We start from the raw sequence: 23,768 nt of genomic DNA on the forward strand, positions 1-23,768 counted from the left end.
TGGAGGACGACGACTACATCGTGGCGCCGTGTCATGGCGACGGCGCCAACCACCTGCTTGAGGTCGGCGCCTGCTCGAGATATCGGCAGGTCACAGGCGCTGGCCTCCACTCGCATCGATGGCCTGCCCGGTGACCCGGCCTCCCGCTTCAGATGCCAGAAAAGCGACCAGATTCGCGATATCATCGGGCTGACCGACGCGACCAAGCGCAATGGCGCCGGCGATGGCACGGCTCGCAACCGGATCGCGCCCGCCCTGGCTCATGTCGGTCGCGGTCGGCGATAGAGCGCCTCTATCCCCATCCGCTGCATCAGTCAGCTCCCCGATCTTAGCATGGAGCGACTTCACATCGATCGCTGGGATGGCCGGCGCTCCGCCTCCCGATCCGACAACCTCAGACGCGCTGCCCTCGAGCTGCGATTTCCACGCTGTGATCTGATTGGGGTGAACGTCGAAATGCTCGGCCAGTTGAACGATCGTCCGATCGCCCTTGATGGCAGCCAGGGCCACCTTCGCCTTGAAGGCCGGTGAGTGGTTCCGGCGGGGTCGTCTCGTCATGGTCTCTCCTGTTCGCGGCGATTATCGCCGTTGTCAGGCAGAAACTCCACTTATCGTCCTGTCCAGATTTCCGGAGCCAGCTCGCACCACGTGGTATTTGCACTCCCATTTGCTGTGGCTTAGGCTTTCGTACTCGTCCATCGGGAAACTCCCTTCGTGTGCGTGGTGGCTCACGAGTGGGGAGTTTCATCGATGGACGGCTCCTTGAAATGTCAAACTTTTGCTGCCTCCCCGGCAGAGCCGGGGGGCCTCCCTAATGGGCTAGTGCTTATGATCCTGATCGAACTCCTTACGATCGTGATCATGATCATGATCGAATCGAAACAACTCCATCAGGTCGCCGACTGCCGGTGCGTTGATCGGAATGTAGGGATTACGCCCGGTGATCGGATTGGGAAGATTGTCGCGGCTCCTCGCCGAAAGAGTCGCGAGATGCCAATTTCGCTCGATGAACTTCACGACGGAGGCATGATCAGAATAAACATGCCCAACATGACCACCACGCGAATAGGGTGAGACAACAAGCATCGGAACCCGGACGCCATCGCCAAAGAAGTCAATTGGCTGAACATAGCCAGAGTCCCAGAAACCGCCACCTTCGTCGAAGGTGACGATAATGGCGGTGTCGGCCCAGAGCTTCGGTTGCGCCTGAACCTCTTCAATGAAGACTTTCACATAGTTTTCAAAAGAAGACAGTTTGGAGGAATCCGGGTGGCCAGCCGGGGCATCTTCCGGGCGAAGGAAGGCGACTTCCGGCAGTTTGCCACTGCGAATCTCGGTGATGAGTTCTTCCGCGTCGTGGAGATGCGCCGCGCGACTCTCCGCGGTCGACATCACCGCGGTCGAGAACTGGAACGGATTGCAATTATCGCAATAGCCTGGCGAAGCCGTATGGTTCGGATCGGCCACATAGCGATTGTAACCGCCGGCATACCAGGACCACGAAATTCCCTTGGCGCTTAGCCGTTCTCCAATCGTTGGCACGCTCGAGGGCGGCAAGGCATTTGGATGGGTATCGATCGTGCCATCCGGAAAGTAACCCGGATGCCTGCTCGCGACGTGATAATAGCTATTGGGCGCGCAATGCGGGTCGGGATGATATGGCAGCGAGGCGATATAGGAGCGAATTGTCGCCACGCCCGGTTGCGTCTGATCCGAGCAATTGACGAAAGTGGCGCCGTCGTTGATTGGCGTATTGTTCGCGCCAGGCCGAGGGTCGGGGTTCATGACCAGGCTCGGATCCGGAGTTGCAGGATTGCCGCGACCGTCACTGAAATAGACTTCATCGGCGGTCCCGAAGAAGATCCAGTTCGGCGACGAGGGTCCGCGCATAGGCTGATGATAATTGTCACTCATCGTGTACTCGCGCGCCAGCGAAGTAAAATAGGGAACGTCGCCATTCGCGACATTGTAGAAACCGAGTGATGCGCCGCCGCCGCCGATGCCATTGGCACTGCGTGTTGCTTCGACCCATGGGAACAAATCGTTCAGGCAGCCGCTTGGATTGTCTGATGTCGCATGGGAAATGTCGCAATCCGCCTCTTGCCATTCGGCAAAGAAGCCGTGGTTCATATCGGTCTGATAGAAATCATAAGGCGTCAAGCCCGTCACCTGGAACGGCCCGTTCGGCAAGTTATTGACGTTGGCGATACGGCCGTCCGGCACATATTTGGGAAACGGATTGGCGCCAACCGTCATGTCTTCCGGATGAAACAAGGACGCATACTGGTGATAAAACATCGTCTCCCACGCAAGGGCGCCAGCAGCGGTCGCAAAGGGCGGCCCTGCCGTGTCGCTTCCACCTAGTGGCAGGTTGCCCGTCGTCTGCGGTGGCAACAGTGCGTAGGTTTGTTTATTGCCCGGCGCCAGTTGGTAGGTTCCATTCTCGACGGCGCTCGATTGCGCACCTGCGGCAAAATTCCGACCCGGCCGGCCGTTGATATCGATGATGCCTTTGGACAGAAGGTTCGATACATGATCGCCCGAAGGCGCACGATAAGTTGCAAACACATGATCAAAGCTCTGATTCTCGCCGATAATGACGAGAAGATGCTTGATCGGCGTTTCAGTGCGTCCGCGGTTTGGTTCAGCGTGTACAGATCCCGAAACTTCGAGAAGAGCAAGCGCCGACGCGAGCGCCGTGCTACCGAACTGACGGCATCGCTTCCACCCGCGAACAGTTGCTCGTGGTGCGAGCCGTCGATCACCGCAAACCCTCATCTCTCGGTCCTATTCTCAGAGTTGATGTCATGAGAGTTCGTCTAGTAGGGGCGAGTTACAACGCGCGTGTGACATCGAAGTCAGAACGACGAAGGAGAAGTCGGTCAGTTTCGGCCCGCTGAGGTGATGGCGCATACGTTCGGCAGCGTCAAAGCAGACGCCGCTGGCCGATGGCTGTCATCGACCAGCAGCGCTCCGACCGCGACCGCGCGCGGGGTCCCACAAGCCCCGACCCTATAGAGAAGCCGGCCAGCATTGAAGAGAGTACGACGCGTTCCTATTCCACCTGCCTTGAACGCCGTCGCGATCCCGTTGCCACGGCACCTGGACCGGATGCAGTCGCGGCCTTATTCGCCGGCGCTCATCGCGGCGACACGGCTCGGCTGCGTCGAAAGAACGCGATAGACGAGGCCACCTGCGGCCGCGCCGATCAACCATCCCCAGTCGCCGACGTTGACGATCAGGCCGTACGCGCCGAGAAGCGCCAGGCCGATCGACAGCAGGCCGGAAATCGCGAGAGCGATCAGGGCCTTGTGGTTCCAGCCCCCGTCGTAGTGAAAGGCGCCCCTGGGCGACATTGTGTAGAGATCATCGACGAACACGACCTCCTTCTTCACCAGATAGTAGTCGGCGATCATGATTCCGAACAGCGGTCCGAGCGCGGAGCCAAAGATACTGACGAAGAGGGTGATGGCCGACGGGCTAGCCACAAACAGCCAAGGGCAGACCAGGACCGACAGAATGGAGGTGATCAGGCCGCCCATTTTGAAGTTGATGCGCTCGGGCTTGAGATTCGAGATATCGTAGGCCGGCGAGACGAAGTTCGCCACGATGTTGATGCCCATGGTTGCCACGATGAACGTGACCGAACCGATGATGACGATGAACGGATTGCCGATCTTTTCGACGATCAGGACGGGATCCATGATCGCCTGCCCGAACACGCCGAGGGTGCCCGCAGTCACGATCACGGTAATGATCGAAAAGACCAGGAAGTTGACGGGCAGTCCGAGAAGGTTGCCCATCTTCATGGCGGCCTCGTCCTTGCCGAAGCGTGCGAAGTCGCCGAAGTTGAGCAGCAGCGCCGCAAAATAGGCAACGATCAGCATCGCCGCGTTCGCCATCACGCCGAGCGTGGCGAGATTGGATGAGGCCGGCGGGCTGAGTTGCAGCGAAAGGCTGGAGAAGCCCGTCTGCCACAGCATCCAGATCGCCAGCGCGAACATCACCACGTAGACGACCGGGCCGCAGAAATCGATGAAGCGGCGAATGCGCTCCATCCCGCTGAGGAAGATCAACAGCTGAAACAGCCACATGAAGATGAAGCTGAACCAGGCGAGCGTGGACAGGCCGATGATGCTGTTGTGGGTGAGGCCGACCGCCGACGGCACCATGGTCACGATCAGAACCTGGACAGCCTTGGAGGCGAAGTAGGTCTGCACACCGTACCAGACGATCCCGACCACGCCCCGCACGATGGCGGCGAGGTTGGCGCCCATGACGCCGAAGGAGACGCGCGCCATGACCGGAAACGGAATGCCGTACTTCAGCGACGGCCGCCCGATGAGGTTCATCAGGAAGTAGACCGCCGTGATTCCGACCAGCATGGACAGCAGCACCTGCCAGCCGGTCAGCCCCAGGAAGAACAGGCTTGCAGCGAAGGTATAGCCGCCAACCGAGTGCACGTCGGACATCCACATCGCGAACAGGCTGAAAACACCCCAGGTCCGGCCCTCGGGCGCGGTCGGCGCGAGATCCTGGTTGTAGAGCCTTGGGTCGGCGCCGGTGACGACAAGTGTAGGAACTTCGCCATTGTGGGACGACATGGTTCGACCTCAACATCGTTGGTCGGGGCACACTACCCGTTTTTGCCTCCGAGCGTGCGCCGCCGACCGAACCATCTCAGACGGCACCAGGGTCTGCCGTCCGGCGCCCACACCATGCGAAGCGCGTGTAGCAATCTGCAATGTGTATGCCAGTTTTGAACGATTTGTAAAATATTTTGAACGATTGAAAAACGAGGATAGAGATGACCCTGGAAGCTGTTCGCAGGACGCAGGCAGAGCTGTTCGTGACTTGAGGTTGCACGTCTGTCTCGAGCTTCGGACAGGGCAGGAAAGGCGTGATCGCCACTGCGATAACGGTTGATCCGGTTGCCGCCGCCTTAATCGCGGGCCGATGACCGTCTCTTGGCAGGCTTGCCGGACGCCCTGGGCGTTGGCGGAGAAGGAATATTCCGAGCCGACCTTGCTGCGAGATCGAGCCCGAGGCCACCAAGAACGAGTTGAACGATCGTGGCTTTTGCCGCGTCGTAGTCGGCTTCCTCGAGCGTTCGCTTGCGCTTCATGATGACCAGCTGGCTGGCAAAGTCCGCATAAAACTGGGTCATCGCCCAGATGCAGAAGAACAGATCGATCGCGCTGATCGGCCGAACCACCCCGCTCGCCGCCCACGCCTCGACTGCTCCGACCTTCTCCATGAGCTGCGGCGTCGAGATCTTCTCGATAAAACTGCCAATGAAAGGAGCACCGCTGATGATTTCATTGGCATAGAGACGCGACAAATGCGGATGGTCGCGCGAGAAATCTACCTTCTTGTGGATATAGCGGATGAGGATCGTTTGGATGTCGGCCTCGGTGTCGAGCGTACCGAGTTCCCTGGCCCACATGTTCATGGCCCGCTCCAGGATGGCCCGGTAGAGATCCTCCTTGTCCTCGAAATAGTAGTAGATATGGGGTTTTGCGATCGCCGCCTTCTTGGCGATGAGCGCCGTGGTTGAACCGCGAAAGCCGAAATGGCCGAACACGAACTCCGCCGCATCGAGGATCTTGGCTTCGATGTCGGGCCCAGGCGCGGGCTTGCGGCGCCCGCCCGGGGGCCGGCGAATGCGGTGCAGCTTCAGATCGCCAGTAGACATTCGCAGACGTCACAATCCTTGTGATACCGGAAATTCAGAGAGTAGAGCATCCACCTGCTTTCGTCTGCACCCTTTACACTACGCGTGCAACTGTTGCCAAAGGCTCGAGCGAACGGAGCGACCCGCCGCCCGACCTTCGGATGCGCGGCGAAAGCAGCTGTGACACCGGTCCCGATCAAGCCAGAACCACGGTCAGAACCTGACCGTTTCCTCGACGACGTGCTTCAGCGGCGTTCCTTCCGCGGTCAGGGTCATCCGTAATCTGAGCACGCCGCCCTTGAGTTGGCCATCGCGCGCCAGCTTCTCGATTTCGCGCTGCGATGTAACCCCGACATGCTTGAGAAACTTGCGGACGGCCATGTTGAAACGATCCTCGTCCAATTCTGTCATGGCGGTTTCTCCCTGAAATCAGGCGGTCGGCGGATTCGGTTGAGGCAAGATGTCCTCCGGCAGCCGCCGTTCGGCGAACTCGTCCAGCACCTCGGTGAAGCGATCCACGGCCCAATCCACCTGCGATTGCTCGATCATCAAGGGCGGCGCAAAGCGCACCGTATTCCGGTGGGTGTCCTTGGTCAGCACCCCTGCTTGGAGCAGCCGCCTGACCACCGCGCCGGCGCTCGCCATGCTCCGGTGCAACTCCACGCCGGCGAACAGTCCGCGGCCGCGCACCTCGCGAACGAGCGGGTTTCTGATCGACGACAATCGACCGAGGAGGTGCGCGCCGACGGCAGCGGCGCGTTCGATCAATCGCTCGTCGATCAAGGTCTCGAGGGCAGCCAACCCGACCGCCGCGGCAATCGGGTTGCCTCCGAAGGTGCTGCCGTGGTCGCCAGGCGTGAACACCTGCATGACCTCGCGACGGGCGAGAAAGAGCGAGACCGGCAACAGTCCCCCACCCAGCGCCTTGCCGAGCATCAGACCGTCCGGCACCACTCCTTCATGCTGGCACGCGAGCAGCCGACCGGTGCGTCCCAGGCCACTCTGGATCTCGTCGCACAGCAGCAGCACGTTGCTCGCCTTGCAGATCCGCGCGACTTCGGCGAGGTAGCCAGGCGGCGGCACATTGATCCCGCCCTCACCTTGAATCGGCTCGACCAGGAAGGCCGCGGTGGCCGGGGTAATGGCCGCGGCGAGCGCCGACGCGTCGCCAAACGGCACGAGCGTGAAGCCGGGCGGAAACGGCCCGAAGGCGTCGCGATATTGCGCCACGGACGAAAAGCCGACGATCGCGATGGTCCGGCCGTGGAAGTTCCCCTCGGCGGCAACGATTTCGGCCCGGTCAGGCGGTACCCCCTTGACCTTGTAGGCCCATTTGCGAGCCGCCTTGAGCGCGGTCTCGACGGCCTCAGCGCCACTGTTCATCGGCAACGCCGCATCCATGCCGGTGAGGGTGCACGCCCTGGCGAGGAACGGGCCCAACTGGTCGCTGAAATAGGCCCGGGAGATCGTATCCAGATGCCGCACCTGCCTCGTCAAGGCGTCGACGAGCCGCGGATGGCAATGGCCGAAGCTCGCAGCCGAATACGCTCCCATCATGTCGATGTAGCGCCGATCCGCCTCGTCCCACAGGTAAACTCCCGCTCCACGCACGATCGTGACCGGCAACGGAGCATAATTCGCGGCGCCGAAGCGCGCTTCGAGACCGGCGAAATCAGTCATGACAACGCTCCTTCAAACCGCGCCGGCAATCAGATCGAACATCAGTTGCTCGGTGCGTCTGAACTTGTCACGCGCCGGGTTGTATTCGACGATCTCGAGGCCTACGCACCTGCTGTCCCTCGTCATTTCGCTCCAGGATGGGAGAAACGCCGCTGCCCGAACGCCGTCCGGTGCGGGCGTGCCCACACCTGGAGCTTCCGAAGGATCGAAGACGTCGAGATCGAGCGAGACGCCGAAACCAACCGTTCCACGCGTGACGACGGCGTGAGCTTCGGCCAGGACCGCCTCGACGCCGCGCCTGTGCACCTCCTCCATGCCGATCACCCTCACCCCCAGACGCTCGGCGAATGCGACTTCCTCCACCTCGAAGCTGCGGGCACCAATGAGACAAACGTGGCGCGGATCAAGTGCCGGACCTCCTTCAGCGATCGAGGTCAATAGAGGCTCGCCGTGGCCGAGCAGGCACGCCACAGGCATGCCATGAATGGCGCCGCTATGTGTCGTTTCCGGCACATGCATATCCATATGGGCATCGATCCAGACGAGGCCGAGCGCTCCCCGATTCCGCAGTGCATCGGACACACCGCTCCACGTCCCGATCGCGCAGGAATGGTCGCCGCCGACCACCACGAACCGATCGCCGCTGGCCGTCAACCGCCGCGTGACGCCCGCTGTCCAACGAGCGGTCCGGGAAACCACCTGGAGCGGATCGGCATCGAGTGCGCAAAGGTCGGCCGGCATCCGCCGCCAGTCGAGCGCGATCCCCCTCGACCGCAGCACAGACGCGCTGCTCTTGCGAAAAGCGACCGGGCCCTCTCTGCAGCGACCATCTCCCGCCCCGGCCCCGCACGCCACTTCGACCGACGTGACGGCGCGAAGACGGGCCAGCGTCGCGAGATCACCGCTCATGACGCACCTCCCGATCCAGGCGTTCAACCAGATCCACGCCTCGGCTCTGGTGATCGATGTAGGTAGTCCGGCGCAAAAAAACAGGGACGACGCTCTGCGGCCGGCACCAAGACAGTTCGCACTTCTGCTATAGTGTCACCATGACGATCGGGATTACCGGGCCCGAACGAAAGCCGCCAAGGCGACAGACCATGGCCGGCCTCGTCATGGCTGCCATCGCCGTCGGCATCCTGTTGATCCTGCTCGGGCTCGCGACCGATTTCCTGGTCGACTGGATGTGGTTCTCCGCGATCGGCTACCTGCCGGTCTTTTGGACCATGATCGGCGCGAAAGCCGCCGTTTTTCTTGGGGTCTTCCTGGCCACCGCCGTCATCCTGTGGGCGAACGCACGGCTCGCACTTGAGCTGACCCGGCGACGAGGCAGCCTCCCCACCGGCTTCGCCCACACCCTCGCGGCGACCGGAACGCCGCCCGATCCGCTCCAGTTCATGCGCCAGTCGATCGGCCAATTTCTGCCATGGTCCATCGTCCTCGCCGGCAGCGCCGGACTGGTCGCTCTTTTTATCGCCGCCGGGGAGCTCAGCCGCTGGAGCGTTGTTCTACAGTTCCTTTATCAGGTGCCGTATGGCGCAAAGGATCCACTGTTCGGCAAAGACATCGGGCTCTATCTTTTCTCCCTGCCCGCCTACATCGCCATCAAGAACTGGTTGCTGCTCACGCTGCTCTCCAGCGCGCTGTTCGCCGGAGCGGTCTACTGGCTGCAGGGCGACATCGAACACCAGGCGCAGTCCCGATCGATCTCGCCGACAGCAATCGCGCACGCCTCGGCGCTTCTCGGCTTGTTCTTTGCCGTCAAAGCGTGGTCCTACGCCCTCGATCGCTACCTTCTCCTCTATGGCGACAATGGCATCCTGGTCGGAGCAAGCTACACCGACATCCACGTCGAGCTGCCGGTGCTGTGGCTTCTGATCGGCCTTTCGACCGCCGCGGCATTCGCGTCATGGGCGAACCTGCGGGCGCGGACGTCCATCCTCCCTGCGGCGGCGATTGCAATCGTCTTCGGCGGCGTCTTTCTGTTCTCCGGCGTGGTCCCTGCACTGTTTCAGCGCTTCTACGTCAAACCGAACGAACTCGCGCTGGAGCGCCCCTATATCGAACGCAGCATCACGCTGACCCGGCAGGCCTACCATCTCGACCGGATCGTGGCCAAACCGTTTCCAGCCGAACAGGATCTCACCCTCGAGACGCTGGAGGCCAACAAGGCGACCATCGACAACATCAGGTTATGGGACTGGCAGCCGTTGGCGGATACCTACGCCCAACTGCAGGAAATCCGCACCTACTATAAATTGCGCGAGCTTGATGTGGATCGCTATTGGCTTGGCGGCGCCTATCAAAGCGTGATGCTCTCCGCCCGCGAACTCAACGCCTCGCTGCTGGCAACTGAAGCACAGACGTGGGTCAACCTGCACCTTCTGTTTACCCATGGCAACGGCGCGGTGATGAGCCCGGTGACACGGAAGAGCGCGGAAGGGCTGCCATTGCTCTATTTGCGCGACATCCCTCCCGTAGCCCATGGCGGCCCCGAGATCCGCGAGCCCCGCATCTATTATGGCGAGGAGAAGAGCCGCTACATCATTGTCCATGGAACCACGCCGGAATTCGATTATCCGAAAGGGACGGACAACGTCTATTCCAGCTACGGCGGCGCCGGCGGCATTCCGCTGCGGGGAATCCTGCGGCGTTTCATTCTCGCCAATTACTTCAGCGACGTAAACCTCTTGCTCTCGAGCTACGTCACCGACGACAGCCGCGTCATGATCCGTCGCAACATCCAGGAACGGATACGGACGATCGCTCCATTCCTCACCCTCGATCACGATCCCTATCTCGTCATCAGCGAGGGCCGACTGTTCTGGATGCAGGACGCCTATACGACGAGCGAATACTTTCCCTACTCGCGTCCCGCTCCCGGCATCAACATGAACTACATCCGCAATTCGGTGAAGGCGGTGGTCGATGCCTATAACGGCACGGTCGATTTCTATCTGATCGACCCGGCCGATCCGATTGCCGCCACCTATCAGCGCATTTTTCCCGGGCTGTTCAAGCCGTTCGCGGCCATGCCGCCTGATCTGCAAAAGCACATCCGCTATCCCGAGGATCTCTTCACGATTCAGGCGAGGCTTTACCAAGCCTACCACATGAAAACGGCCGACGTTTTCTACAATCGCGAAGACCTTTGGGATTTTCCGCGCCAGCCGACCGCCGACGGCGGGGTCGCTCCGATGGCCCCCTACTACATCATCATGCGGCTGCCCGGGGAATCCCAGGCCGAGTTCTTCATCATGATTCCCATGGTGCCGAGCCGCCGCGACAACATGATCGCGTGGCTCGCGGCCCGTTGCGATTCACCGGATTACGGCAAGCTGATCGTCTACGAATTTCCCAAAGAGAAGCTCGTCTACGGACCGTTCCAGATCGAGGCGCGGATCCATCAGAACACCGAGATCTCTCAACAGATCTCGCTCTGGAACCAGATGGGCTCGCGCGTCATCCGGGGAAACCTGCTCGTCATCCCGATCGAGAATTCCATTCTCTATGTCTCGCCGCTCTATCTGCGCGCGGAACAAGGACACCTGCCAGAGCTCAAACGCGTGATCGCCGCCTATGGTGAGCACGTCGTGATGAAGGAGACGCTTGCCGAGGCGTTGACGGCGCTCTTTACCGATGGCGCCGCGCCGGAGAGACCGGTCGCGGCAGCGGGGGCACCAGGCGCCGGCGCTCGAGGCGCGGCAACTCGCGCCCGAGAAGCGCTCGATCGCTACAATCGGGCGATGGAGCTGTTGAAGTCCGGCGACTGGGCCGGATTCGGCGCGCAGATCGACACCATGCGCGGCGTGCTCGAGGACATGAGCCGGCAATCGGCCGGCCACTGAGAGCATTGAATGTTGCCCGACACCTTCGGGAAGTGCGCCGACCCGATTTTGATACCGCCACGGACGACGCACCGTTTGACCTAGCGCAAAGGCGGCGGCCTCGCCGCGATTAGCCTTAACTTCAGGTCACAGTGCAGGAGAGTTCCATATGGCTGAAGCAGGCAAGATTCCCTTGAAGGTCGATGAAAAAACCCCGCCCCGCGTTCCGCTGCAGGCGCCACTGCAGGCATGGCGCCCGTTCGAAACCCTGCGCGACGAAGTCAATCGCCTGTTCGACGATTTCGGCGGCAGTCTCTGGCGCGGCCCATTCCGGCACGCCCTGCCCGATCTCGACGCGCTGTGGCAGCGCAGTGGCGGAGCCTTCGCTGCCGTCGACGTCGCCGAGAAGGACAATGCCTACGAGATCACCGCCGAGCTTCCGGGCCTCGACGAGAAGAACATCGAGGTGACGCTCGCCAATGGTGGCCTGACCATCAAGGGCGAGAAAAAGGAAGAGAAGGAGGAGAGGAAGAAGGACTACTATCTCAAGGAGCGGCGCTTCGGCTCGTTCCAGCGCTCCTTCGCGCTGCCCGACAGCGTCGATCCCGACAAGATCGAGGCGAGCTTCAACAAGGGCGTGCTCACGGTGAAGCTGCCGAAGAAGCCCGAGGCGATCAAGTCCGAGAAGAAGATCGCGGTCAAAGCCGGCTGAGGCACGGGCGCTTCACGCCGTTCCGGCGTCCCGGGCCGCCCGAGCGGCCCGGATCGCCATCCAGAGAACCGATGACGAGGACACCATGCCGACACCACCGCCACTGAGCATTGCTCCGGAGAAGGTCTTCTTCGTCATTGCCAAGGCCCGCCAGTTCGACGCCAAGGACGTGGTTACCGATCCCGACCCGGGATCGAACGCCAGCGACGACGGCATGCGCGCCGTACTCGAGGACCATGCCGACGATCCGGTGCGCCTCGAGCTGTCCCGCTTCATCCGCGGCCTCAATGTCGACGAGCAGATCGATCTCGTCGCCCTCGCCTGGATGGGGCGCGGTGACGGCGATCTCGACAGTTGGGACGAACTGCGCGGCGAGGCGGCCCGGGCACACAACAACCGCACCGCTTCCTATCTGCTCGGCATGCCGCTGCTCGCCGGCCATCTCGAGGACGCCATGGCGACGTGCGGCTTCGACGAGGAAGACTTCGAGACCTGACCACGCGCATCGAGCGCGCCCGCTGCGGCGACGACGTCGCGGAGAGCAGTATGCCCTATCGCGACAACGCCGATCTTCCGCCGTCCGTGCGCCATCACCTGCCGCCGCACGCGCAGGATATCTATCGTGCGGCCTTCAATCATGCCTTCGCTGCCCACGCCTCCGATCTGCGCCGGGAGGAGATCGCCCATCGCATCGCCTGGGCAGCCGTCAAACGGTCCTACGTCAAAATCGGCGATGAATGGGTCGAGGTCGACCGTGTCGACCGGACCTGAGTATCGGCCCGCATTGCGGCGCAACCGGTCCTTCTGCGGTGCACTGATGACAGGCAGATGACGAGACCGGCGTTTTGCACGGTTGCGGCGCGAAGCTGGGTTGAGCTGATGCGGACTTGACTTGGAACAACATATGGCATTGTTCCACGCCATCTGATCTCTCAACGCACTGAGTATCGTGTCGACTTTCTGCATCACATCGTCGAGGCCGGGACGGGTGTCATGGCGCTCGTGACTGCTCTCTACCTGATCTACCTGTTCACCCCGATCGTGCTGCTGCTGATCGGCTCCTTTGGCGAGAACTGGTTCAACACCCTGCTGCCGAACGGCTTCACCGCCGACTGGTATCGGCAGGTCGCGACCGACGGCAGCTTCCGGCGCGCCTTCTGGACCAGCCTCGAAGTCTGCCTGCTGACCTGCGGCTTCGGCACGCTGATCGGACTGCCGCTGGCCTATGCCATCTATCGCGCGGCCTCGCAGAAGGTCCGCGCCGCGGCGCGCATCGTCTATCTGCTGCCGGTCGCCGTACCGCCGCTGGTGCTGGCATTCGGCTTCATTCTCGTCTTCTCCTCGGACGAGTTGCCGTTCCTGGGCAGCCTGTGGGTGCTGGTCGGCGGCCATCTCGTCATCACCCTGCCCTATCTGCTGCATACCCTGATCGGCGACATGCGCCATCTTCGCCTGGCCGATCAGGAGCTCGCGGCGGAATCGCTCGGCGCCGGCTTTGCGCAGCGGTTCAGGGACGTCGTGCTGCCGGCGCTGCGCCACAGCCTCGCCTCGGGCCTGATCACCGTCGCCGCGCTGTCAATCGGCGAATTCCAGCTGTCGAACCTGGTGTCAGGCTTCCTGACGCGGCCCTATCCCGTGGTCCTGCTGCAGGCCTTCTATGGCGCCACCGGCTTCGCCTGCGCCGCCACGGTCGTCCTGCTGGTTCTCGCCCTCACGGCATCGGGCTTGAGCGCGCTGACGGCGCGCAGCACCCAGGGCCTGCCCGGAGCCGCCGCATGAGCGCACGCGAGCAGGCAGCGGACACCATCGTGCTGGAAGGCGTCAGCTACACCTATCCCGGCACGACGATCGGCGTTCACGACATCAATCTCGCCATCCGGCGCGGCGAACTCCTTGCCGTGATCGGCTCGAGCGGTTGCGGCAAGTCCACGCTGCTCAAGATCATCGCCGGATTCATCCAGCCCTCCCGCGGCCGGGTTCTCATCGCCGGCAAGGACGCGACGCGCGTCCCACCGCGCGAGCGCGACGTCGGCATCGTCTTTCAGAACTACACGCTGTTTCCGCACATGCGGGCCTGGGAGAATGTCGCCTATCCGCTGAAGCTGCGTGGACAGGCCGCCGAGGCGCGCCGCAAGGCCGCCCTCGACATCCTCAACCGGGTGGGCCTCGCGGAACGCGCCGAGCAGTTTCCGGCGCAATTGTCCGGCGGCCAACAGCAGCGGGTGGCGCTGGCGCGGGCCCTGGTGTTCGATCCGCGCGCCCTGCTGCTCGACGAGCCGCTCTCGGCGCTGGACGCGGCGCTGCGGGTCGAAATGCGCGACGAGATCCGCCGGCTGCAGCGCCTGCACCAGATCGCCACCATGCACATCACCCACGACCAGGAAGAGGCGCTGTCCATGGCCGACCGGGTCGCGATCATGCGCGGCGGCCGCATCATCCAGGTCGGCGAACCCCACGAGATCTACGCCCATCCGGCCAGTCGCGAGGTCGCGGCCTTTGTCGGCCATGCCAATCTGTGGCCTGGGCAGGTCAGCGGCACCGACAGCGTCGTGACGCCGCTCGGCACGCTGATGAGCGGGCCGCATGGCCGCCCGGTCGGCGACAATGTCACCGTGCTGGTGCGGCCGGAACGGGTACGGAGCGGCACCGCGCCGGACGGGGTCAACACCTTCCGCGGCAGTGTGACGCGCGACCGCTTTCTCGGCAGCTTTCGCCGCTTCGACTTTCGCACCGGCGACACGGTGCTGCTCGGCGAGACCGGCGAGATGACCGAAATTTCCACCATCCATATTCCGCCCGCCGCCGTGCAGATCCTGCCGGATGCCGACGGCCCAGCATGACACGCAAACCACCGGAGGCGACGATGAGCGTCCTGAAGACAACCGCCGTGATCCTGACCTGCTTGGGTCCGATAACGGCCCATGCGCAGACCGTACTCGATTCACCCGAGCTCTATCCCGGCGAAAAGGCACTCTACGAGGCGGCCACCAAGGAAGGCATGGCGGTCTCCTTCGACACCGGGCCGACCTGGGCCAACTGGGCGGCCGAGTTCGCCGCGTTCAAGAAGCGCTATCCGGCGATCGAGCTGACCTACAACGATATCGGCTCGGCGGCCACCGTGCTGGCCCTGGAGAAGGCGCGCAATCGGCCGCAGGCCGATACCGCCTACTACTTCGCAGCCTCAGGCGTCGACGCCGCCGCCAAGGATGTGATCGCGCCGTTCAAGCCGGTGAATTTCGACAAGCTGCCGGAGGTCTTCCGTCATCCCGAAGGCAAGTGGTTCACCATCCACTCCCTGACGATCGCGTTCGTCGTCAACACCAGGCTGGTGAAAAACGTGCCCCAGTCATGGGCTGATCTGCTCAAGCCGGAGTACAAGAATTCGGTGGTCTATCTCGATCCCCGCTCCACCGGCGTCGGCCAGGTGCTGACCTTCGCCGCGGCCTATGCCCATGGCGGTAGCGTCGACAATGTCCAGCCGGGCATCGATTATCTCGGCAAGCTGCACCAGGCCGGCAACGTGCTGCGCGTCGTCGGCACGACGCCCTACGCGCAATTCGTCAAGGGCGAAATCCCGGTGTGGATCTCCTACGAGAATGACGGGCTCAAGGCCAAATACACCGACGGGCTCGGCGATCAGGTGGCGGTGGTGATCCCCAAGGAAGGTTCGGCCGCCGCGCCCTACGGCATCAGCCTCGTCAAGAACGGTCCCAACCCGAACGCGGGCAAGCTGTGGCTGAACTTCATCATGACCGATCTCGGCCAGGGCATCTTCGCCCAGGGCTTCGTCCGTCCGGCGGTGCCCGGTGTGCAGCTGTCGGCCGATGTGGCTGCCAAGCTGCCGCCCGCGCCGCAGGTCCATCCGCTCGACGTCCAGAAGGCCGCGGCCAAAAAGGCCGAGATCGATGCCGGCTGGGCCAAGGCGGCGATTCAGCACTGACACGCGAACGCAAGGGAGCACGGACATGCGCCCGGGATCTTTCCTGATGATGGCGGCCCCGGGCGCGGCCGTGCTGATCTTCTTTTTCATCGTTCCGCTCGCCGCGGTGTCGGCCGATGCCTTCACCGGCGGAGGCAGCGCCTTCCTGCGGGTGTTCCAGAACGAGTTGTTCTGGGCCGGACTGCGCGGCACGCTGATCCTGGCCCTCACCGCCTCGGTCTTCTCGCTGGCCATCGGCTTCGCTGTGGCGCTGCACCTGTCGCGGCTGCGCGAGGGTCTGCGCACCGTGCTGGTATTCTTCATCGCGCTGCCCTTGACCTTCTCCGGGCTGATCGTCGCCTATGGCTTCATCCTCTCCTATGGCCGCGCCGGCTTCATCACCCAGATCGTCGCCTTCCTCGGCATCGATCCGGTCGATTTCTCCCGCCTGCTCTATTCGCCGGAGGGACTCGCCTTCGCCTCGTCCTATTACCTGATCCCGCGGGTCGTGATGCTGCTGCTGCCGATTCTGATCAATTTCGACGCTGCGCAGATGACTGCGGCCGAATCCCTCGGCGCCAGCCGCGGCCGCGCCATCGTCGACATTCTCATTCCGCAGATCCTGCCCACCGCCTTTACCGCCTTCTGCCTGATCGCGGCGGTGGTGATCGGCGCCTATGGCACGGCGCTGGCGCTGGTGGGCACCCAGGTCAACATCCTGCCGCTCCAGCTCTACAGCATGGTCTCCGAATCCGGCGCGGATTTTCCCGCGGCCGCCGCCCTCTCGCTGCTGCTGATGGCGGCCTGCACGACGGTGATTGCGGTCGGCGAATCCGTCGCCGCGCGACATGAGGGCTGAAGATGTTCACACTCGATGAGGCGACGGGGCGACTGTTCCGGAACGGCGGCGGCGAATGCTTCGATCCGGCACGGCGTTGCTGGACACCGGCCTCGGCTGCGGCAGGGCTGGAGGTGTCGGCGATCGCGGCGGCGACCTGGCTGCAGCGACGCTCTGGACACCGGCTGCGGCAGCCGATCGGGGTCATCGGTCCACGCGACGCGGGGCCTGACCGGCTGGCGATGGCCGAAGAGATCGGCGAGGCCCTCGGCTCGATCGGCTTCGCCGTCGTCTGCGGCGGACGGCAGGGCATCATGGAGGCGGTGTGCCGGGGCGTCGCCGGCGCCGGCGGTATCAGCATCGGTCTGCTGCCGGAAACCGACCCCAGCGAAGCCAATCCCTATGTCACCGTTCCGATCGCCACCGGCATCGGCGAGGCCCGCAATGCGCTGGTGGCGCGATCCGCCTTCTGCCTCGTCGTCATCGGCAACAGCTACGGCACCCTGTCGGAGGTCGCGCTAGGACTGCAGTTCGGTCGGTCGGTGATCGGGCTGGCCGGCGCAGCCGAGGTCGACGGCGTCCATCACGTGGCCAGTGCCCGCGACGCAGTCGAGCGGGTAGCACGACTGGCACTGGCCTGCCCGCTGCCATAGAGCGTTTTCCCGCGAAGTGGATACCGGTTCGCGCGGAACCACCTTCCACCACTTGTCATTGATTTGGCGCAAGCATGAACCGCTCCTTCGGTCTAGCCTGCGCCCAAAACGATTGACGGTGCAGCCATGCGGCTCAGATCCAGCGCATTCGCCGACGGCGCAGCAATTCCTCGGCGATTCACCTGCGACGGCAACGACCTGTCCCCGCCCCTGCAGTGGGACGATCCGCCGCCCCGGACCCTCAGCTTCGCCGTGCTCTGCGATGACCCCGACGCGCCAGCCGGAACCTGGCACCATTGGGCCGCCTACGACATTCCGGCAGATCGCCGCGGCCTGCCCGAGGGCGCCGGCGGCGCAGGCGGCAAAGACGGGCTGAGCGAGGCCGTCAATGATTTCGGCCGCGACGGCTACGGCGGTCCGTGTCCGCCACCACGTCATGGCCCGCATCATTATCGTTTCCGCCTGCTCGCGCTCGACGTCGCGCACCTGTCGATCGCCAAGCGATCATCCTTCGTCACGGTGGAGCGCGAGGCACGCAAGCATGTCATGGCGGAGGCGGTGCTGACGGGATTGTACGAGCGGCATTAAGGTACGTCCTGCGGTCTTTCGACAATACATACGCAACCTATATTCAAGGCGCCGGCGACTCCCGGCCGTGGCGTCGCCGCTGAGATAATCCCACTGTGAAAAGGAGAGGATTATGAAAGTCCGAGAAGCGATGCACAAGGGAGCACACTGCGTCGAGCCCGCCACGCCGGTGCGCGAGGTTGCCAAGCAGATGCGGGACAACGATATCGGGGCGATCCCGGTTCGAAGCAACGGCCAGATCGTCGGCATGGTCACCGATCGCGACATCACGTGCCGTGCGGTCGCCGACGGCAGCGACATCAGCCGATTGACCGCCGCCGACATCATGTCGAGACACGTCGTCTGCTGTTCAGCGGACGACGCAATCGACACCGCGCTTCAAGCGATGGAGCAGAAGAAGGTGCGCCGGTTGCCGGTCACCGACAGCCACGGCCTCGTCGGCATGCTGTCGCTCGGCGACATTTCGCACAAGGCCGCCGACGACCTGTCCGGCGAGGTGCTGCGCGCAGTCTCGGGACATCATCGCTCATAAATCGCGACGCGGAATCGCGCCTGCTCCAGGCGCCGTGACCGGGAGCGGCGCGGTCTGCGTGCGCAAACTTCCGCTCGGGGCGATCGCGGTCAGCGCGCGAGCAGCTTCCGCAATTCCGCGAGCGGCCGGGTGTTGACGACGTCCGCCGCCGTCAGCCAGCCGCGGCGCGCCTGGTCGATGCCGAAGCGGATGTTTCCGAAGCCTGCGACCGAATGGGCGTCGGTCGAGATCGCGATGCGGACCCCGGCGGCCTTCGCCACCTGCACCTGAATGTCGGTGAGGTCGAGCCGGTCCGGATCAGCATTGAGTTCCAGCACGCAGCCGCGATCATGGGCCGCCGCGCATAGCGCCTCGAGGTCGATCGCAAAGGGCTCGCGCTCGCCGATCAGCCGCCCGGTAGGGTGAGCGAGAATCGAGACGTAGGGATTGTCGAGGGCGCGAATGATGCGCTCGGTCTGCGCCTTGCGCGACAGATCGAATTTGTAGTGGACTGCTGCGACGACGAGATCGAGGCGCGCCAGCACCTTGTCCGGCAGGTCAAGGCTGCCATCCGCCAGGATGTCGACTTCCGCGCCCTTGAGCACCGTCAAGCCGACGAGTTTGGCATTGAGGCGATCGATTTCGTCGATCTGGCGCGACAGCCGCGCCGGATCGAGACCATGGGCGATGGTGACATGGCGGCTGTGGTCGGTGACGGCGATGTAGCTGTATCCGCGCGCCTTGGCCGCCTTTGCCATCTCCGCGATGGGAGCGGTGCCGTCGCTCCAGTTCGAATGCACGTGCAGATCACCACGCAGATCGTCGCGCGAGATCAGCTTCGGTAGCCGCTTGGCCTTGGCGAGCGCGATCTCGCCGCGGTCCTCGCGCATTTCCGGCGGCACGAAGGCGAGGCCGAGCTTCTTATAGACCTCCTCCTCGTTGGCGCCGGCGATCCGCCGGCTGCCGTCGAACAAGCCATATTCGTTCAGCTTCCAGCCGCGCTCGCCGGCGAGCGCGCGTAGCGCGATGTTGTGGGCCTTCGAACCGGTGAAATACATCAGCGCCGCGCCATAACTCTCCTGCGGCACGACGCGCAGATCGACCTGAAGCCCGGACCGCAGCACCACCGTGGTGCGCGTCTCGCCCTGCGCCAGCACATCGGCCACGTTATCGTACCTCGTCAGCTTTGTGCCGGCCGCGGCGCCGCCCCCCGCCACCATCAACAGATCGAGGTCGCCGACGGTATCGCGCCGGCGGCGATAGCTTCCCGCCACCATCACCTGTTCATTCAGCGCGGCACTGCGCAGGTGGTCGACCAGTGCCGTGGCCTCCGCCTCGGCGACCGGTAACTTGAAGCGCTTCTCGGCCTTGGGCTTGGCGAGCGCGGCTGCGAGCTTCTCTTGGCTCTTGGCGCCGAACCCGCGCAGATCGCGCAGCCGTCCGGCCTTGATCACGCGCCGCAGATCGGCGAGCGAGCGCACGTGCAGCTTGTCATAGAGCAGCTTGACGCGCTTGGGGCCAAGCCCCGGCAGAGCGGCGATCTCACCGAGGTCGCCGGGCAACTCGCGCTTGAGGCGATCGAGCAGGTCGAATCTGCTGGTCTTAACGATGGCGGCGATCTTGGCGGCGAGATCCTTGCCGATACCGGGCAATTCGGAGAGGTCCTCCCCCGCCTTGATCAGGTTGGCGAGGCTTTTCGGCAGGCGCTCGACGACCCGCGCCGCGCGCCGATAGGCGCGACTGCGGAACGGATTGTCGCCCTTGATTTCGAGGAGTTCCGCAGCCTGGTCGAACATGGCCGCGACCTCGGCATTCTGGACCGGCATGGCTCGCGCTCCATTTGCACTCGACATTAAAAACGGCGCGGCAGGTGGCTCTTGACCCAGATCAGAGACCCCGGCCGAGCGATGGAACCCGGGAGTTGCGGTCACCGGCCAGCCAGCCGGCGCGATTGCCCGGCCCTGGCGAATCACCGATTCTCATCAGCCATCCCTCCCCCTAGGAATCCGCCGTGGCCGCAATCCTCGATCGTCTCAACCCCGCGCAACGGCGGGCCGTGGAGCATGGCGTCGGCCCGTCGGGCGAGCCGGGGCCGCCGCTCCTGGTGATCGCCGGCGCCGGCTCGGGCAAGACCAACACCCTCGCCCACCGCGTCGCCTATCTGATCCTCAAGGGAGCCGATCCGCGCCGCATCCTGCTGATGACCTTCTCGCGACGCGCCGCCGCCGAGATGACGGCCCGCGTCGGCCGCATCGCCGGCGAGATGCTCGGCGGCAAGGCCGCGGCCATGACCGAGGCGCTGACCTGGGCGGGCACATTCCACGGCATCGGCGCGCGGCTGCTGCGCGACTATACCGAGGTGATCGGGCTCGATCCCGCCTTCACCATCCACGACCGCGAGGATTCCGCCGACCTCATGAACCTGGTGCGGCACAACCTCGGCCTGTCGAAGACCGAGAGCCGTTTTCCAGCCAAGGGCACCTGCCTTGCGATCTATTCGCGCTGCGTCAATTCCGAGGCGCCACTCGAACAGGTCCTGGGGAGCGCCTATCCTTGGTGCGCCGGCTGGGCGGCCGAACTGAAGGATCTGTTCGCCGCCTATGTCGAAGCCAAGCAACGCCAGAACGTGCTCGATTACGACGATCTGCTGCTCTACTGGGCGCAGATGGCGACCGAGCCGCAGATCGCCGCCGATCTCGGCGCGCGGTTCGATCATGTGCTGGTCGATGAATATCAGGACACCAACCGCCTCCAGGCCTCGATCCTCACGGCGCTGAAGCCAGACGGCCGCGGCCTCACCGTGGTGGGCGACGATGCCCAGTCGATCTATTCCTTTCGCGCGGCGACGGTGCGCAACATCCTGGACTTTCCCAAGCGCTTCGCCCCGCCGGCCGACCTCGTCACGCTCGACCGCAATTACCGCTCAACCGAGCCGATCCTCGCCGCAGCCAACGGCGTCATCGCGCTGGCACGCGAGCGCTTCACCAAGAATCTATGGACCGATCGCGCCTCGGCACAGCGGCCGGCGCTGGTCGCGGTGCGGGACGAGACCGACCAGGCCCGCTACATCGTCGAGCAGGTGCTGGAAGCGCGCGAGCGCGGCGCTACTCTCAAGCAGCAGGCGGTGCTGTTTCGAACCTCCCATCACAGCGGACCGCTGGAGGTCGAGCTCACCCGCCGCAACGTCCCCTTCGTCAAGTTCGGTGGACTGAAATTTCTCGACGCGGCCCACGTCAAGGATCTGCTGGCGCTGCTGCGCTTCGCGGAAAATCCGCGCGATCGCGTTGCAGGCTTCCGGCTGATGCACCTGATCCCCGGCGTCGGCCCGGCGACCGCGCAACGCGCGCTCGATACCATGAGCGCGTCGGCTGATCCGCTCGCGGCGCTCGGTCAATCGTTGCCGCCTCCCCGCGCCGGCGACGACTGGCGCGCGTTTGTCGCCACGATATCCGCGCTTGCCGCCGGCGCCGGCTGGCCGACGGAGCTCGAACTGGCGCGACGCTGGTACGAGCCGCATCTGGAGCGCATCCACGAGGATGCCGCTATGCGCCGGGCCGATCTCCTCCAGCTCGAGCAGATCGCCAGCGGCTATCCCTCGCGCCAGCGATTTCTCACCGACCTGACGCTCGATCCGCCCGACGCGACCAGCGACCAGGCGGGCGTGCCGATGCGCGACGAGGATTACCTGATCCTCTCCACGATCCACTCCGCCAAGGGACAGGAATGGAAATCAGTCTACGTGCTCAACGTCGTCGATGGCTGCATGCCCTCAGACCTCGCCACTGGCACCACCGCCGAACTCGAGGAGGAACGTCGCCTGCTCTACGTGGCGATGACTCGCGCCAAGGACGAGCTGCATCTGATGCTGCCGCAGCGCTTCTTCACTCACGGCCAGGCAGCGGGCGGCGATCGTCATGTCTATGCCGCGCGGACCCGCTTCATCCCTGACGCCCTGCTGTCGCTGTTCGAGCGCACGAACTGGCCGCAAGCGGCGGCCGCCAGCTTGCGCCGCCCGGTCGAGGGCGTGCGGGTAGACCTCGGCGCGCGGATGCGGGGCATGTGGCGCTGAATCCGCCGCCGATCCAGTACGGGAACTCTGTCCGCATATGCACTTTGGTTCCTCCGCTTTGTTCTTTATCAATGTCGGCGGCTCGAACGCGTCGCAGCATTGCCGCCAACGAAGATCGATCAAGCAGGAGCCGTCATGTCCTTCGCTCTTTTCGCCGGTGGCCGTCAGATCAGCCCGGCTGTTGATACTGAATCGGACGTATGGGTCTATGCCGAGCGCCTTGATGCCCTCACCGAGGTACCGATCCAGGAGGACGATGCCCAGGTCGAGCGCGTACTCGCGCCGGGTTTCAGCATCCGGCCGTGCGCTGCCGACGCAGTGCCCGACCGATCAACGTCGATGGAAGATCTGATCGTTCCCAAGGGCCTGACCTGACCGCCTCCGGTTTCCCGGCCTCCTCACTGCATTTCGATCACGAGCACATTTCCGATCACGAACACATTGGCGCGCGGAACAGCGGCGCGACTGGCGCTTTGGCCTTGCACCATTCCTTGCGAGACCCGCGCTTGCGCCCCACCACCGTTACCGCCTTCATTGCCCTGTTCTTGATCCTGATTGCAGCCGGCAGCTACGCCTATGTCGGTCTGGCAAGCATTGGCGCGCCACTGCCCGCCGAAGGCTATACCGCGCTCGCGCTCGGTGCGGGCTTCTCGATCATGGTCGGCTTCGCACTGATGGCTCTGGTGTTCTACAGCAGCCGCTACGGCTATGACGAACCGCCCCGGCTGCGCGACGACAGCCACCGATAGCGCTTTGTTCCACCGGTGGTTTCAGGAACGCTCAGGCAATGAGAACGTTTTCTGACCTGCGGCAAAGTTTTTTTTCAGGCCGCGTGGAGCGCGCGGCCTCCATTTGTACAGGGGCGCCGGCGAATGTGAGAAGACACGAAGCAGCAAAGCGAAATCATGAGCAATGGCCTCAATACCGGAGTCTGGACTCCCGAGGACACCGAAACGCTGCGCAGCATGGCAGCGAGCGGCAAGTCGAAAATGGTGATCGCGGTACGGCTGAAGCGCTCGGTCCAGGGCATCGAACGGGAAGCGCGCCGCCGCGGCATCGAGCTGCAGCCGAAGAAGCGCGGGATGGCGTTCCGCGAGTTGCAGGCGCAGATGGTGGATGCCGCACGCAAAATCTAGCGGTGCCGGTGTCGAGCGGTTTTCGACCCGCCAGACCAACCTTCAGGCTGCGATGACGCTCTTCGGCCGACGCGGTCCCAGGAGGCGCACAGAAGCGGCCCGGCCAGACGTCACAGAATCCATCATGGCCGGAATCCCACGACATCGACCTTGAGACCTGG

Annotated in this window: 23 protein-coding genes and 1 pseudogene; 15 read left to right on the forward strand and 9 right to left on the reverse strand. The window is 63.7% G+C overall.

Features of this window, described 5'->3' with window-relative positions:
- Positions 1-90 precede the first annotated feature (90 nt).
- The 8 genes and pseudogenes from DB459_RS25515 to DB459_RS25550 all read right to left on the reverse strand — a co-directional run bounded on the left by DB459_RS25515 (position 91) and on the right by DB459_RS25550 (position 8,263).
- Positions 91-327, reverse strand: a complete 237-nt coding sequence (locus tag DB459_RS25515) for an SDR family oxidoreductase (protein ID WP_256519403.1) — start codon at positions 325-327, stop codon at positions 91-93.
- Positions 313-558: pseudogene (locus DB459_RS25520) on the reverse strand (transposase); the annotation flags it as partial. The gene DB459_RS25515 and the pseudogene DB459_RS25520, both read right to left, overlap by 15 nt.
- A gap of 261 nt (positions 559-819) precedes the next feature.
- On the reverse strand, positions 820-2,778 hold the full coding sequence (locus DB459_RS25525; protein WP_253709602.1) for an alkaline phosphatase family protein: 1,959 nt from the start codon (positions 2,776-2,778) through the stop codon (positions 820-822).
- Between the two features lie 347 nt (positions 2,779-3,125).
- Complete coding sequence (locus tag DB459_RS25530; RefSeq protein ID WP_253709605.1) at positions 3,126-4,604, reverse strand: NCS1 family nucleobase:cation symporter-1; 1,479 nt, start codon at positions 4,602-4,604, stop codon at positions 3,126-3,128.
- A gap of 338 nt (positions 4,605-4,942) precedes the next feature.
- Complete coding sequence (locus DB459_RS25535; RefSeq protein ID WP_256519234.1) at positions 4,943-5,695, reverse strand: TetR/AcrR family transcriptional regulator; 753 nt, start codon at positions 5,693-5,695, stop codon at positions 4,943-4,945.
- Positions 5,696-5,887: 192 nt separating this feature from the next.
- Complete coding sequence (locus DB459_RS25540) at positions 5,888-6,076, reverse strand: DUF6494 family protein (RefSeq protein ID WP_371927013.1); 189 nt, start codon at positions 6,074-6,076, stop codon at positions 5,888-5,890.
- A gap of 27 nt (positions 6,077-6,103) precedes the next feature.
- A complete protein-coding gene (rocD, locus tag DB459_RS25545) occupies positions 6,104-7,354 on the reverse strand; it encodes an ornithine--oxo-acid transaminase (RefSeq protein ID WP_253709615.1) in 1,251 nt (416 codons plus the stop codon).
- 12 nt (positions 7,355-7,366) lie between these two features.
- Complete coding sequence (locus tag DB459_RS25550; RefSeq protein WP_253709617.1) at positions 7,367-8,263, reverse strand: arginase; 897 nt, start codon at positions 8,261-8,263, stop codon at positions 7,367-7,369.
- A 191-nt stretch (positions 8,264-8,454) separates the two neighbouring features.
- Here DB459_RS25550 and DB459_RS25555 point away from each other — a divergent pair, with 191 nt between their 5' ends.
- From DB459_RS25555 to DB459_RS25605, 11 genes are all read left to right on the forward strand, one after another.
- On the forward strand, positions 8,455-11,202 hold the full coding sequence (locus DB459_RS25555) for a UPF0182 family protein (protein ID WP_253709620.1): 2,748 nt from the start codon (positions 8,455-8,457) through the stop codon (positions 11,200-11,202).
- 148 nt (positions 11,203-11,350) lie between these two features.
- Positions 11,351-11,893 (forward strand): Hsp20/alpha crystallin family protein, encoded by a 543-nt coding sequence (locus tag DB459_RS25560; protein ID WP_253709623.1) that lies wholly within the window; start codon positions 11,351-11,353, stop codon positions 11,891-11,893.
- An 85-nt stretch (positions 11,894-11,978) separates the two neighbouring features.
- Positions 11,979-12,389, forward strand: a complete 411-nt coding sequence (locus tag DB459_RS25565; protein ID WP_253709626.1) for a DUF3775 domain-containing protein — start codon at positions 11,979-11,981, stop codon at positions 12,387-12,389.
- A gap of 50 nt (positions 12,390-12,439) precedes the next feature.
- Positions 12,440-12,664 carry a ChaB family protein gene (locus tag DB459_RS25570; protein WP_253709629.1) on the forward strand — a complete coding sequence of 75 codons (225 nt, stop codon included), beginning with the start codon at positions 12,440-12,442 and terminating at the stop codon, positions 12,662-12,664.
- Between the two features lie 222 nt (positions 12,665-12,886).
- Positions 12,887-13,672 carry an ABC transporter permease gene (locus DB459_RS25575; RefSeq protein ID WP_253709632.1) on the forward strand — a complete coding sequence of 262 codons (786 nt, stop codon included), beginning with the start codon at positions 12,887-12,889 and terminating at the stop codon, positions 13,670-13,672.
- A complete protein-coding gene (locus DB459_RS25580) occupies positions 13,669-14,733 on the forward strand; it encodes an ABC transporter ATP-binding protein (RefSeq protein ID WP_253709635.1) in 1,065 nt (354 codons plus the stop codon). Before DB459_RS25575 ends, DB459_RS25580 begins: the two co-directional genes overlap by 4 nt.
- 23 nt (positions 14,734-14,756) lie before the next feature.
- Positions 14,757-15,833 (forward strand): extracellular solute-binding protein, encoded by a 1,077-nt coding sequence (locus tag DB459_RS25585; RefSeq protein WP_253709638.1) that lies wholly within the window; start codon positions 14,757-14,759, stop codon positions 15,831-15,833.
- A 25-nt stretch (positions 15,834-15,858) separates the two neighbouring features.
- Positions 15,859-16,671, forward strand: a complete 813-nt coding sequence (locus tag DB459_RS25590) for an ABC transporter permease (protein WP_253709641.1) — start codon at positions 15,859-15,861, stop codon at positions 16,669-16,671.
- 2 nt (positions 16,672-16,673) lie between these two features.
- The gene (locus DB459_RS25595) at positions 16,674-17,303 is read left to right on the forward strand and encodes a TIGR00725 family protein (RefSeq protein WP_253709643.1); all 630 of its coding nucleotides are present in this window, start codon (positions 16,674-16,676) and stop codon (positions 17,301-17,303) included.
- A gap of 126 nt (positions 17,304-17,429) precedes the next feature.
- Positions 17,430-17,891: a YbhB/YbcL family Raf kinase inhibitor-like protein gene (locus DB459_RS25600; RefSeq protein ID WP_253709644.1), complete on the forward strand. Its 462-nt coding sequence runs from the start codon at positions 17,430-17,432 to the stop codon at positions 17,889-17,891.
- Between the two features lie 112 nt (positions 17,892-18,003).
- Entirely contained in the window at positions 18,004-18,423 is a 420-nt protein-coding gene (locus DB459_RS25605; protein WP_253709646.1) for a CBS domain-containing protein, read from the forward strand.
- Positions 18,424-18,512: 89 nt separating this feature from the next.
- Here DB459_RS25605 and polX read toward each other — a convergent pair whose 3' ends face one another.
- Entirely contained in the window at positions 18,513-20,228 is a 1,716-nt protein-coding gene (gene polX, locus DB459_RS25610) for a DNA polymerase/3'-5' exonuclease PolX (RefSeq protein WP_253709648.1), read from the reverse strand.
- A gap of 185 nt (positions 20,229-20,413) precedes the next feature.
- Here polX and DB459_RS25615 point away from each other — a divergent pair, with 185 nt between their 5' ends.
- From DB459_RS25615 to DB459_RS25630, 4 genes are all read left to right on the forward strand, one after another.
- A complete protein-coding gene (locus DB459_RS25615) occupies positions 20,414-22,471 on the forward strand; it encodes an ATP-dependent helicase (RefSeq protein WP_253709650.1) in 2,058 nt (685 codons plus the stop codon).
- 135 nt (positions 22,472-22,606) lie between these two features.
- Positions 22,607-22,846, forward strand: coding sequence for a hypothetical protein (locus DB459_RS25620; protein ID WP_253709652.1), 240 nt, complete (start codon positions 22,607-22,609; stop codon positions 22,844-22,846).
- Between the two features lie 131 nt (positions 22,847-22,977).
- Entirely contained in the window at positions 22,978-23,220 is a 243-nt protein-coding gene (locus tag DB459_RS25625) for a hypothetical protein (RefSeq protein ID WP_253709655.1), read from the forward strand.
- 156 nt (positions 23,221-23,376) lie between these two features.
- Positions 23,377-23,607 (forward strand): hypothetical protein, encoded by a 231-nt coding sequence (locus DB459_RS25630; RefSeq protein WP_253709657.1) that lies wholly within the window; start codon positions 23,377-23,379, stop codon positions 23,605-23,607.
- Positions 23,608-23,768: the final 161 nt, after the last annotated feature.

This window comes from Bradyrhizobium sp. WD16, assembly GCF_024181725.1.
Taxonomy (GTDB): domain Bacteria; phylum Pseudomonadota; class Alphaproteobacteria; order Rhizobiales; family Xanthobacteraceae; genus Bradyrhizobium_A.